The 12,657-nt window shown below is 58.6% G+C and carries 8 protein-coding genes and 2 tRNA genes; 1 reads left to right on the forward strand and 9 read right to left on the reverse strand.

The window, feature by feature from the left end:
- Window positions 1-194 precede the first annotated feature (194 nt).
- Window positions 195-270, reverse strand: a tRNA-Ala gene (locus ACO59D_RS12100).
- A 61-nt stretch (window positions 271-331) separates the two neighbouring features.
- A tRNA-Ile gene (locus tag ACO59D_RS12105) sits at window positions 332-408 on the reverse strand.
- Between the two features lie 591 nt (window positions 409-999).
- Here ACO59D_RS12105 and ACO59D_RS12110 point away from each other — a divergent pair.
- Window positions 1,000-1,542: a bifunctional nuclease family protein gene (locus ACO59D_RS12110; protein WP_130811508.1), complete on the forward strand. Its 543-nt coding sequence runs from the start codon at window positions 1,000-1,002 to the stop codon at window positions 1,540-1,542.
- A 110-nt stretch (window positions 1,543-1,652) separates the two neighbouring features.
- On the opposite strand, the gene gyrA is transcribed toward ACO59D_RS12110, so the two are convergent.
- The 7 genes from gyrA to ACO59D_RS12145 all read right to left on the reverse strand — a co-directional run bounded on the left by gyrA (window position 1,653) and on the right by ACO59D_RS12145 (window position 12,306).
- The gene (gyrA, locus tag ACO59D_RS12115; RefSeq protein WP_485127201.1) at window positions 1,653-4,427 is read right to left on the reverse strand and encodes a DNA gyrase subunit A; all 2,775 of its coding nucleotides are present in this window, start codon (window positions 4,425-4,427) and stop codon (window positions 1,653-1,655) included.
- 44 nt (window positions 4,428-4,471) lie between these two features.
- The gene (gene gyrB, locus ACO59D_RS12120; protein WP_485127202.1) at window positions 4,472-6,439 is read right to left on the reverse strand and encodes a DNA topoisomerase (ATP-hydrolyzing) subunit B; all 1,968 of its coding nucleotides are present in this window, start codon (window positions 6,437-6,439) and stop codon (window positions 4,472-4,474) included.
- Window positions 6,440-6,566: 127 nt separating this feature from the next.
- Window positions 6,567-7,100: a hypothetical protein gene (locus tag ACO59D_RS12125; RefSeq protein ID WP_485127203.1), complete on the reverse strand. Its 534-nt coding sequence runs from the start codon at window positions 7,098-7,100 to the stop codon at window positions 6,567-6,569.
- Window positions 7,093-8,181, reverse strand: a complete 1,089-nt coding sequence (gene recF / locus ACO59D_RS12130) for a DNA replication/repair protein RecF (RefSeq protein ID WP_485127204.1) — start codon at window positions 8,179-8,181, stop codon at window positions 7,093-7,095. Before recF ends, ACO59D_RS12125 begins: the two co-directional genes overlap by 8 nt.
- 1 nt (window position 8,182) lies before the next feature.
- Complete coding sequence (gene dnaN, locus ACO59D_RS12135; RefSeq protein WP_485127205.1) at window positions 8,183-9,280, reverse strand: DNA polymerase III subunit beta; 1,098 nt, start codon at window positions 9,278-9,280, stop codon at window positions 8,183-8,185.
- Between the two features lie 234 nt (window positions 9,281-9,514).
- Entirely contained in the window at window positions 9,515-11,077 is a 1,563-nt protein-coding gene (locus ACO59D_RS12140) for a DnaA ATPase domain-containing protein (RefSeq protein ID WP_485127206.1), read from the reverse strand.
- 170 nt (window positions 11,078-11,247) lie between these two features.
- Window positions 11,248-12,306 (reverse strand): ATP-binding protein, encoded by a 1,059-nt coding sequence (locus ACO59D_RS12145; protein ID WP_485127207.1) that lies wholly within the window; start codon window positions 12,304-12,306, stop codon window positions 11,248-11,250.
- Window positions 12,307-12,657: the final 351 nt, after the last annotated feature.

The following is a 12,657-nucleotide window of genomic DNA, read 5'->3' on the forward strand; positions in this document are numbered from 1 at the left end:
TGTCGGTCGAACAAATCAGTCTCTAGGTCTTGACTTCATATAGCTGGTCTCCGTCTTCATACAATGGCGGTGCTTCATGAAAATGATGTTATCTTAATAAATAACAAAAAGATAAGTTATGGGAAACTTTCGGCGAAACGGTTTTTCTCTTGTAAAAGGACCCCGCGGCAACAACCGCAGGGTCCTCGAACATGTGGTGGAGACAATGGGGTTCGAACCCACGACCTCAGGCTTGCAAAGCCCGCGCTCTCCCAGCTGAGCTATGTCCCCTTGGTAAATAATCGCCCCAGCGGCGACTCGGCTAACGCTGGGGCGACTATTGTCAAGAAGGTGGTGGGCCTGACAAGGTTCGAACTTGTGACCTCCCGGTTATCAGCCGGACGCTCTGACCAACTGAGCTACAGGCCCAACGCAGAAGTGAATACTACACTCCACCCAACCCTAGGTCAACACGTGCAAACGAGAAATTTGAAAGATTCTTGGCAGGAACTCGTCACGGCGGTCCTCGACTGCAACGTGGCATTACCCGAGAACCTCGTGCAGGGGCTGCCTGGAAGTCGGAATTCCCTCTCGTTGAGAATGTACCAGGGTGCTCTCGCCAAGATGGTAGGCGTACGGCATCATGCGTACGCACGATGCCTAACATTTGCCAAATCCTTCCCATCCAACTGGGCAAACGCGGAATTACTGCCAAAAAAATCACAGTTGTGCGTACGCAGGACAAGAGATTTCTGCCCGAGAAACCCTAAATCCATGCCTATATGGTGAGAAGTCCCTGTCGTGCGCACGCACATCCGGAGAACCTGACAACGCCTCGAAGGATGGATAAGCTCACCCATGTGCGCTTGGGCCGCCCGAAAGTCGGGAATCCTCCTCATTGAGAAGGATCATGACAGAGTACTGTTCGGTTTCTCTCAACAGAAGTTTTCGTGACCACGCTTGTGCAACCAGAGCATTTGGGTAGGATAGGCGGGCAACAGCACGACAGGGGGTGGCTACATGCTTACGGAAATGGACATCAAGACGGTCGTGATCGGTGGGGGCCCGGTCTCGTCTCTCATCGTCCTCAAACCAGCAAAGCAAGACGAGAAGGAGCCACTCAGCCTTCCCATCCGCATTGGGTCGGTTGAGGCAACGGCCATCAGCATGGGTGTCAATCCCGAGAACAGCGCGCGTCCTATGACACATGACCTGCTCAAGTCCGTCATGGAGTCCCTCGGTGGGCACCTGCGCAGCGTCATCATCAACGACGTTTCGGGGACCACCTTCTATGCACAGCTCGATATTGTGAACAGGGAGGGACGTCAGGTCCTCATCGACTGCCGTCCCTCGGACGCTATTGCCCTGGCCGTCCGCTGCGGAACTCCGCTCTTTGCCGAGCAGGCCGTTCTCGACGTGGCCGGCATGCCGGACTTTAGCGCCATCGAAGACCAGGAGCACAACCAGGAGATCCAGGACTTCCACAAGTTCGTGGAGGACCTCTCACCTGACGACTTCAACGTGACCGATGGCGGCTCCGATACTCCCCGCACCGAGGAATGAGACAGGGGGAAGTCCTCTTGTCTCATGGAAAAGGGCCTGGCAGCCAGCGTATCGGCTGCCAGGCCCTTCCTGTTATCTAGTCCTCAGAGACAAGGGGACAGCCCCCTGTCTCATTCCTCATCGTCGAGAAGGTCGGGGGAGACCTCCTCATCGCCGCCGATGTCGACTGACTCCTCCTCGTCGGCATCCTTCGCACCTGCTGACGCGAGGTCAAGCATACCCTGGTTAGCATCGTGCTTAGGTGCCTTCTTCTTGTGGGTAACCATGCGCGCCACGGCAGACACGTGATCGCTCGGGGAGAGGTTCATGACCTTCACGCCCTGCGTCGAGCGGCCGAGTTTGGGAATGTCGCTGGTCTTGACACGAATAACCGCACCATCGCTCGAAACAATCATGAGTTCGTGTTGCGGCCCAACCACACGGCAGGCCACGAGACTACCCTTCTTGGCCGTCATAGCGATGGTGAAGACGCCCTGGCCGCCGCGCTTGTGCTCGGGGTAGTCTGCCACCGGCGTACGCTTGCCGTAGCCGTTCTCGGTGATAACGAACAGGTCGCCATTGCCGTTGGTGATCTCCATGCCAAGCATGGTGGCGCCGCCCTTGAGGGTGATGCCGCGCACACCCGAGGTGTCCCTGCCCATGGCACGGACGCCGGACTCGTCAAAGAGAATGGCCTTACCATTGGTGGTCACGAGGATGACCTTGGCACCGGCGCGCACGCGCCTCACGTTGACCAGCTCGTCACCGGACTTGAGGTTGATGGCGATGAGACCGTCGCGACGGGTGCGGTCGTACTCGGACATGGCCGTCTTCTTCACCATGCCGCTCTTGGTGGCAAACATCAGATAGTCGTCTGCAGGGAAGTCTCGGCAGGTGATCACAGCCGTGGGATGCTCTCCCTCGGCGAGCGAGAGCACGTTCACGATCGCCGAGCCACGCGCCTGGCGGCTGCCGATGGGCAGCTCGTGGACCTTCAGACGATAGACACGACCAAAGTTCGTGAAGAACATCACGTAGTCGTGGGTCGACGCCACAAAGAGATCCTCGACAAAGTCGTTATCCTTGAGCGAGAGCCCCTGAACGCCCTTGCCACCGCGGTGCTGCGAGCGGTAGGTGGCCACAGGCAGGCGCTTGATGTAGCCGGAATGGGTGACCGTGACCACCATGTCCTCTTCGGCGATAAGGTCCTCGACGTCGAGGTCCTGCGCCTCCTGAGAGGAGATGGCAGTACGGCGCTTGTCGGCAAAGCGATCCACTATCTGGCTAAGCTCGTCCTTGATGACGCCAAGGATCTTCTCGCGGTGGGCAAGCAGGTCCTGGTAGTAGGCGATGAGCTTGTGGAGCTCCTCGATCTCGGCAGCAAGCTGCTCGCGGGCCAGGCCGGTGAGCTTGCGCAGGCGCATGGCGAGAATGGCGTCGCACTGCGGGTCATCCAGGCCGAAGCGCTCGTTCATGCGGCGCTTTGCTTCGGCCTCGGTTTCGGAGGAGCGAATGATGTGCACGATCTCGTCGATGTTGTCGACGGCGATGAGCAGGCCTTCCTTGATGTGGACATCCTTCAGCGCCTTGTCGAGGTCGAACTGGGTGCGCCTGGTCACCACGTCAATCTGGTGGTTGATGTAGTGCTGCAGCATCTCGCGGAGCGTGAGCGTGCGAGGCACACCGTTTACCAGGGCGATGTCAATGGCGTTGAAGTTGGACTGCAGCGCCGTCTTCTTGTAGAGGTTGTTGAGCACCACCTGTGGGACGGCACCTTGTTTGAGATCGATGACAATGCGCATGCCCTTGCGGTTGGACTCGTCGCGCATGTCCGAAATGCCCTCGATCTTCTTCTCGTTGACCGCCTGTGCGATCTTCTCTTGGAGAAGGCCCTTGTTGACGGCGTAGGGGATCTCGGTGACCACCAGGCGCTGGCGACCATTCTTGACCTGCTCGACGTGGACCTTTGCGCGCACGGTAATGCAACCACGACCAGTTTCGTAGGTGTCGCGGATGCCCTCGGTGCCCATGATGACACCGCCTGTGGGGAAGTCTGGCCCAGGCAGCACAGTCATGAGCTCGTCTGTCGTGGCCTCAGGGTTATCGATGAACATGTTGACAGCCGCCGCGACCTCGCGAAGGTTGTGCGGAGGCACGTTGGTTGCCATACCTACGGCAATGCCCGAGGAGCCGTTCACGAGGAGGTTGGGAAACCTCGACGGAAGCACGGCGGGCTCGGTAAGCGACTCGTCGTAGTTGGGTTGGAGATCGACCGTCTCCTTGTTGAGGTCGGCAAGCATCTCCATGGCCGAACGTGTGAGGCGGCTCTCGGTGTAACGCATGGCCGCCGGAGGGTCGCCATCGATAGAGCCAAAGTTGCCGTGGCCGTCAATCAGGGGCAGGCGCATGGAGAAGTCCTGCGCCATACGGACCATCGAGTCGTAGATGGCCGCGTCGCCGTGGGGGTGGTACTTACCCATGACCTCGCCGACCGTCCAGGCCGACTTCTTGTGGGGCTTGTTGGGCGTAATGCCTGCTTCGTTCATGGCGTAGAGGATGCGCCTGTGCACGGGCTTCAGACCGTCGCGCACATCGGGCAGGGCACGCGCAACGATGACTGACATGGAGTACTCGAGGAAGGACTGCTTCATCTCGGTGGCCATGTCAGTGGGCTTGAGCGTGCCGCCGTGAATGTCGGTAAGGTCGAGACGCGTACCTGCCTCGTCCGAAATCGTATGGTCCAAGGCCGCACCGGCGAGGTGCCCTACGTCCTCGGAGTCCGCATCGTCGTCGTAACTCTCGTCCTCTTCCTCGTCGAGATCGTCGTCCTTGTCGGGTCCAAGCTCCGGTTCGAGATCGTCCTCGTCATCGACGGGGCTGTGGTTCTTGCTGTTATCGTCTGCCACGAGTTGCCTTTCTCATCTCTTGCTAATAGTGCCAGGTCAAATGCCTAGATATCGAGGAAGCGCACGTCCTTGGCGTGCGTCTGGATGAAGTCCTTGCGCTTCTCGACCTGAGTTCCCATGAGGTCAGAGACGGCCCGCTCGGCCGCCATGGCATCATCGATGGTCACCTGCAAAAGGATGCGGTTCTTGGGCTCCATGGTGGTCGACCAGAGTTGCTCGGGGTCCATCTCGCCCAGGCCCTTATAGCGCTGGACGGTGTACTTAGTGGAATCCTCGAACTTCTTGGCCTCGACGCCCAGCTCCTCATCGGTGTAGATGTACTTGCCGTGCTTCTTGCCCTTGGGCTTGAGCTGGTAGAGGGGCGGCTGCGCAACAAAGACGTAGCCTGCCTCAACCATGGGTTTCATGTAGCGATAGAAGAACGTGAGGAGCAGGATGCGGATGTGGGCACCATCAACATCGGCATCGGTCATGATGACAATCTTGTGGTAGCGCGCCTTGTTGATGTCAAACTCCTGGTCCACGCCCGTACCAATGGCCGTGATGAGCGAGGTGATGGTGTCACTTGAGAGGGCGCGATGCTCCTGCACGCGCTCCACGTTGAGGATCTTGCCGCGCAGGGGAAGCACTGCTTGGATGGAGCGGTCACGCGCCATCTTGGCCGATCCTCCTGCGGAATCGCCCTCGACGATGAAAAGCTCGGTCATCTCGGGATCGCGCACGGAGCAGTCGGCAAGCTTGCCAGGGAGACTTGCGCTCTCGAGGAGGCCCTTGCGCCTTGTTGCCTGGCGCGCCTTCTGCGCGGCAAGGCGTCCCTTGGCTGCCTGAGAGGCCTTCTTGAGGATCTCCTTTGCCTGGTTGGGGTGCTCCTCGAGGTAATCGGCCATACCCTGGCTCACGATGCGGTTGGTGAGCGTGCGCATATAGGAGCTGCCAAGCTTGGCCTTGGTCTGGCCCTCGAACTGCGGGTCGGGGAGCTTGACCGAGATCACTGCCGTAAGGCCCTCGCGGATGTCGTCGCCCGTGAGGTTGGGATCCTTCTCCTTGATGATGTTCTGGCGGTGACCGTAGTCGTTCACGGCCTTGGTGAGGGCAGTCCTGAAGCCCTCGAGGTGCATGCCGCCCTCCTCCGTATAGATGTCATTCGCAAAGGAGAGGGTATGCTCGGAGTATGTGGTGTTCCACTGCATGGCCACCTCAACCTCGCCCATCTGCGAGGATGGAGCATCGGGATCAGACTTGCCCTCGATGTAGATGGGCCTCGAGAGGCCGGGGAGGACTTCCTTCTCGTACTTCTGGCCGTTCCAGCCGTTGAGGTACTTCACGAAGTCGACGATACCGCCTGAGTAGCAGAACTCATCCACGCGCGGCGTGAGTTCGCGCCCATCGGTGAGGATGATCTTGAGGTTCTTATTGAGGAACGCCGTCTCCTGCAGGCGGTCGTGCAGGGTGTCATAGTCGTAGACCGTCGTCTCGAAGACGGTGTCATCGGGCCAGAAGGTGATTGTGGTGCCCGTGGTCTTTGTCTTGCCAAGCTCCTTGAGCCTCTCGGTGGTCTTGCCGCGGGCAAACTGCATCTCGTAGATGCTGCCGTCGCGCTTGACCTGTACGACCATCTTCTTGGAGAGCGCGTTGACTACCGAGACGCCCACGCCGTGCAGGCCGCCAGACACCTTGTAGGCCTGGTTGTCGAACTTGCCGCCGGCATGGAGGATGGTGAGGACAACCTCGAGCGTAGAAATCCTCTTCTGAGGGTGCTTGGCCACGGGGATACCACGGCCGTTGTCCTCAACGGTCACGGAATTGTCTGGATGGACCGTCACCTTGATCTTGGTGCAAAAGCCTGCCATGGCCTCGTCAACGGAGTTGTCGACAATCTCCCATACGAGATGGTGCAGACCAGCGGACGAAGTGGTACCAATGTACATGCCGGGCCGCTTGCGCACGGCTTCAAGACCCTCGAGGACCTTGATCTCGCTTGCGTCGTACGAACTGGCGTTCTTGTTTGCCACGTGACTCCCCTCAGAGCTGAGCAAAATACAGAGTCGATTCTACTCCAAGGATACTTTTCTTCCTGGCACGTGAGAAAAGGGAGTCTAAAAACAGAATCCTTGCGCATCAGCGGCGCGGAGAGGCGCATTAAGGCCGAGAAATGCCGTCATTCGTGTCTATGCTCTTTTCACGTCTAAATGACAGGCTCATGGCCTTGTAGACGCTCCCCCTGAGAGACTCCGGTGCGGAATCTGCAAGTCTTCTGACAGTATCCCGCTCGCTTTCGGAAAGTTCCGGCAAGGGTGCCTTGGACATCTCGCCAGAGGCAGCACCTTCTCGTCCCTTGCGAGACACAGGCCCGTGGCCGTATTGGGACACGATGAATTCGATCTCCGAGACCTCAAGGCCTCCCATGGAGAGACGAGCACGGTAGACCTCGCGGTTTGCCCGAAAGTCCACCGCGCGCATACGCGAGTCCACATAGACGCCTAGGATAGGTGCGGCACCCTTGACGTGAGGCTCCTTCAGGAAGACCCCTGTGGTGTGGTCGCGCTCGGCGTCTCCGTTCACGTTGTGCCACACGTAGGCCGCACGCTGGTTGTCGCTCATGGAGCGACGTGCCGAGGCGCTCGAGAACATGCCCTTGAGCAATGACGATATGCTCTCGTAGTCCTCACTCACCAAACTCCACCACCTTCGAGCGCCCCAGAAGCTCGTCGGAGAAATATCCAAGGTTGGTAGTCGTGACCACCGTCTGGATCCCACTCTGCGCAAACTCGATTACGGACCGCCGACGCCGTTCGTCTAACTCGGACATCACATCATCCAGAAGCAGGAGCGGACGGGCGCCGGTGACATCCTCCGAGACGAGAACCTCAGCCATCTTGAGGGAGAGAGCGATTGAGCGCTGCTGACCCTGGGAGCCAAAGCTGCGGGCGTCACGACCATCGATGGAAAAGGCAACGTCGTCGCGGTGCGGACCCACCGTGGTCTGCTGGCGGCGAAGGTCGTCGGGGCGTGCTTCCTCCAGTCGGGCAAGGAAGCGTTCGGCCAGGGCGTCTCGTGAGAGCGAGAGTGGATCGTCACAGACGGTGCTCTGGTAGCTGCAAGCAAACTCCTCGCCGCCCGCAATGTCCCCATAGATACCAAGGATCTTCTCACGCAAGCGGTCAAAGAGGCGCATGCGGGCTTGAAGGAGGGTCGCGCCACCAACGGCAACTGACGAGTCCCACGCGCACAGAAGGGACGGGTCCGGTTGCTCGTCCTTGAGCAGGCGGTTCCTCTGCTCGACCGCGCGAGTATAGGCAGTCAGAAGCTTGGAATATCCCGCCGCCGCCTGACAGCCAAACCCATCGAGCTCGTCTCGCCTGAAGGACGCCCCACGCTTCACGAGCGAGAGGTCATCCGGGCAGAAGAGCACGCTCATGAGAGATAACGGCATGTCAGCCGCCTGGCAGTGCTTGCCGTTGCGGGAGAACTGCCGCCTCTGCGGCGTGATGTCGCAGGCAACATCCACCACACGCCCATCGCCGGTAAGGCGGGCATGGATGCGTGCGCGGGAACACCCAGCAAGGATGAGCTGCAACGGCGTGGGGTGCCTGAAGGACGCCCCTGTTGTGAGCATCTGCAATGCCTCGACAGTGTTGGTCTTGCCCACGGCGTTTCTCCCCACAAGCACCGTCGTGGCGGGCGAGAAGGACACCTCGCGCTCGCGGAAGTTCCTGAACTGCTCGAGCCCAAGGCTCTCTACGAGAAGTCCCACGCTACATCCGGACAGGCATCAGCATGTAGAGGTAGTTGACCTTGCCATTTGTCTTGAAGATACCAGGCTGCATGTTGCTCTGCAGCTCAAGCACCAGTTCCTTCTTGTTCGAGATGGCGTTCACGCAGTCAAAGACGTAGTGATAGTTGAGTGCGATGGAGAGGCTCTGTCCCTCGACCTCGACAGGGAGCAGCTCGGTCGACTCTCCCTGGTCGGGAGAGGAGGCTGAGAGGTGCATGACCTTGCCGTCCGCATCGATGTCAAAGCGAACGGAGGCATTCGAGACGGCCACCACCGAGACACGCTTGAGCGCGGCAGAGAAGGCCTCGGCGTCTATGTGCACCGAGGTGTTGCAGCTCGAAGGCAGAAGCTGACGATAGTCGGGGAAGTTCCCCTCGATCTTGTTCGAGATGAAGGTCGTGTTGCCAAAGGTAAAGACGATCTGGTTGTCAGCCGTACCAATGGAGATGCGCTCCTCGAGGTTGGGCATCGAGAGAACGTCATGGAAGACCGCGCCAGGGACGATAGTGCGAAACTCCCCTTCTCCCGTCTCGGCAGATGCGTCGCAGACAGCCAGGCGGTAAGAGTCCGTGGCAACGAGGCGAATGGTGTTGTCTACCGCGGTGAGTAGAATGCCCTGTAGGATGGGACGCGTGGTCTCCTTGGAGGTGACCTTGTAGACCTTATCGACCATGTCGGCGAGCAGTTCGCTTGGGAGCTCGGTAGCATCCTCGAGCGAGTACTCGGGGAAGCCGGGCCAATCTGCGGGGTTCAACGTGTTCAGGCGGAAGGACGACTTCTCGCATGAGATGGAAATGCTGCGCTCTCCACCGTCGAAGGTCACCGCAGCGTCTTCAAGGGTCTTCACGATGCTCGTAAGCATCTTGCCCGAGACCACCGTCTCGCCGGCCTCCTCGACGTTTGCGGGAATGCGATGGCGAATCATGATGACGAGGTTGTTGGTTTGGAACTCGAGGGTGCCCTCCTCGGCTTTGATGTAGATGCCTGAGAGCATGGGAAGGGTTGAGTTTGTCCCCATACCCTTGGCCACAACTGACAGTGCCTTGAGAAGTGAAGACTGGCTTACGGTGAACCTCATGGCTGTCCTCTCTTATCTATTGGTTCTTTCTCTATATATAAAAGCAATAGTAGTAATAAGGCCTGTCTAAAAGTCGAGAACTTGCAAACTCACTGGTAGATGCCATAACAATTCTTTTGCTACATCTTCTTGGAACACGTGCTTCTCGACGGTCGAAGATGTGTCGAGAACTCTCTCAACAGCGTACGGCCACTTTTCGAGGGTTTTCTTACGCCTTTCTCCCATCTTCTAGACTCACGTGTTCTCGGCGATGTTGTCACGGATCTGCACCAGACGGTCGTGGTAGATCTTGTCCTCCTTGCGCCTCTTGTCCACCACTCTGATGCTGTTGAGCATCGTGGCGTGACTCCTGCCGCCAAAGTGCTCCCCTATCTCGGCGTACGTGGCATCACAGAGCTCCTTCGAGAGCCATACGGCAATGTGGCGCGCGGCCATGATGTCCTTGTTGCGCTTCTCGCCCACGAGGTCTGTGTGCGAGATGTCAAAGTACTGCTCGACAGCGCGCTGAATCTCCTCGATCTTGTATTGCTTCTCGCCGTTGGGCCACGACTCCCTGGCAAGTCGGTTGATGTCCTCGCGCGCGAGTTCCTCCCCGCGCTGCTCGCGGTGCGTCTCGGCAATGAGACAACGTTGGCAGAAGCCCTCAATCACACGGATGTTCGTGCCTGCCCGCTCGGCCATGTAGCGAATGTTTCCCTCTGAGATGGTTCCCGTAATGCTGAGACCAACATGGCCATCGGTTGCGTCCTCGTGCATGCGTCCGCAGAAGGTGGTGATGAGACGCAGCTTGAGCTCGTAGTTGGGGACTTGGATTGATGTCGAGAAGCCCGAGTCAAGCCGGCTCGTGACGCGCTCGTCGAAGGCGGCTTCAGCGCCCAGCTGCGAGGGGGAACGGTCGGCGGCAAGCACGATCTGCTTGCCCGCGCTGGTGAGGTGGTTGAAGGCATCGAAGAAGAAATCGATGGTGCCTGCCTTGCCGGCGAGCTTCTGGATGTCGTCGATGATGAGCACATCGATGTCATAGTAGTGATCGCGCAGGATATCGGGTGCCGACCTCTCACGGTGTGACATGGCTGTCGTGTAGTCGGTGATGAAGGCCGATCCGTCCTTGTACACACAAATGCGGGTAGGGTCGTTTGCCGAGATGTAGTTCTGTATCGCGCGCAGGAGGTGCGTCTTGCCCAGGCCACTCTTGCCGTAGATGAAGAGCGGGTTGTACGTGCGGTTCTCGCCGTTGGCCACCTGGAGTGCCGCCTGGTAGGCAAAGGTGTTTTCGTCGCCTACGACAAAGCGGTCGAAGGTGAGCTTGGAGTCCATCTCCGAGATGTCATCTACCAGTGGGTTTGCTGCTCGGCGTTCATGGCCCGCCGCCTCCCTGGCAGCGTTCTCGTCGAGCCAGGCGTCTTCGGGGGTATGCCCTTGTGCCGACATGGCGTCGGCCTTGCGCGGTGCCGCCTCTTGGGGCGTGGGGGACATCCAGCGGCGGGCCTCCTCGGGGGTCACTGCAGAGCTTGGGGCGAGAGGGGCAGCGTCCGGGTCCTGCACGAAGGAGATGTCGAGCGAAGCGTCCTCGAAGGCCGCCTCGGTCAGACATTCGTTGATAACGTCGAGGTTCTTTGAGAGGCGGTTCTTGACCGTGCGGCTGTGGGTCTCGACGTGGAGAGTGCCCGCGTCGAGTGAGGTGGGCGTGCAGCTCCTGAGCATGGCCATGACCGAGCCCGGCAGGTGTCTCTTGCTCACCAGGTCGAACATGTCCTGCCACAGCGCCTCAGTATCTGCGTCGATCTCTGGTCCCATGTCCGCGTTCCTCTCGGCGTTTGTAGGCACCCTGTGCCCACCTTAAAGTGCGAGAGACCATTATAGGGGCAATGTTGAAAACTCAGGTCCTCAAACCCCGTAGGCATCGAGAACTTCGAGAAATGTTGAAAACTTTGCCTCTATACCGATAGATGTCGATTGCGGCTGCATCACACGAAGTTCTGCCCTAGCTGCGTGAGGTAGTACTTCTGGCCGATTTTCTTGAGAATTCCCATCTGGACCAGGCTCGCTAGCTCGCGGGACCACGTGGGTGCCGACTTGCCGTAGGCTCGTACGAGTTCTGTGGGGCCGACCATCTCGTGTGCCGAGAGATACTCGAGAATGATCTGCGAGCGGCCGGAGAGGTTGATGCAGCCGAGCTCAGACGTCCACGCGTGAGGCTGCGCAGCGGTCACAGGAGTGGTGGGTGCAGGGGACATAGCCGGCGTTGGTGGAGGAGCGGCCTGGGGTTGGAAGGTTGTCTGTGGATAGACTGTCTGCTGGGCCTGCACCGGTTGGTAGTACGGTTGATAGCCCTGTGCGTACGGATGCTGGTAGATGACCTGCGGCTGTGACGCTGTGTGAGGTACCTGACCGTACGTCTGTGGTGCCCGCGCCGCCGGCTTCCCAGGGGCGGCGCACCTCTCGGCATCCTCCCTGGGCCTGGTCGAGATCGTGACGATCGTCCCTCCAGATATGTTGTCCTCTATGGTGAGGCTCCCGCCTTTGTCACTCATATATTGCTGCACGTAGGGCAGCCCAGAGCCCACTCCGCGGATGTATCGCTTCATCTCCTCTGTAGCTGAGGTCGTGCCATACTCCATGGCCAGGTCCTTCTCCCGAATCCCCGGCCCCTGGTCGGAGAAGCGCAGCGTGTTGCCTCCATCCAGAATCGTGATGGTTGGTGCTATGAAATAGGCATGGATGAAGTTCTCGACAATTTCTCGAATAACCGTGAAGGGAATCTGACCTCCCTGCTCATGGGCAAGACGATTGACCGTTGCGGTAATCTCCTCGAGGTAGCTTCGAACGTCTGTAGGCTCGATGATCACCACACGCGGTGCCGCTGCGGCATCATCGTAGATGGCCACGCGTGCGGGATAGTGCACTGAATCTAGATCCCCTGGCATCCTGGATGTCCCTGCCTGCGGGTTTTGTGAGATGCTCTCACCCTGCTCACCCGTATCCTCGGGTGTGTTGTCGACGAATGGATAGAACGCGTGGTCCATCCCAGACTACCTCTCGAATCCTCCACCAGCTCTGACTCTTCAACCGAGTTTCATCCTTTGTTGAAAACTTTCACTTGAATTTCTATGCGAACGAAAGTTTTCAACAAAGGATGAAACTCGGTTAATAACTAGGTCTCAGCATGAAATGACGACTAGAAAATCATAGCATCAGAAAGAAAGTTGTCAGTGGCTTGGATGCTTCTTTTTGGTTCCGTGGAACTTTTCATACGACCTTATGACATAGGGGGTCGGGGTGGCGGTGTATCATTAGCACCTAGCGTGCTTGAATCGGTTGATTTCAAACTTAGCCGAACGCCCGGGGTTGAGTCGGCAATTCTCGAGGTCAGGGGA

Source organism: Tractidigestivibacter sp., assembly GCF_057241865.1.

Coding starts and splice junctions, on each gene's coding strand:
- ACO59D_RS12140 (WP_485127206.1), bottom strand. CDS start 11,077: ATGGGACCAGAGATCGACGCAGATACTGAGGCGCTGTGGCAGGACATG.
- dnaN (WP_485127205.1), bottom strand. CDS start 9,280: ATGAGGTTCACCGTAAGCCAGTCTTCACTTCTCAAGGCACTGTCAGTT.
- ACO59D_RS12110 (WP_130811508.1), top strand. CDS start 1,000: ATGCTTACGGAAATGGACATCAAGACGGTCGTGATCGGTGGGGGCCCG.
- ACO59D_RS12145 (WP_485127207.1), bottom strand. CDS start 12,306: ATGGACCACGCGTTCTATCCATTCGTCGACAACACACCCGAGGATACG.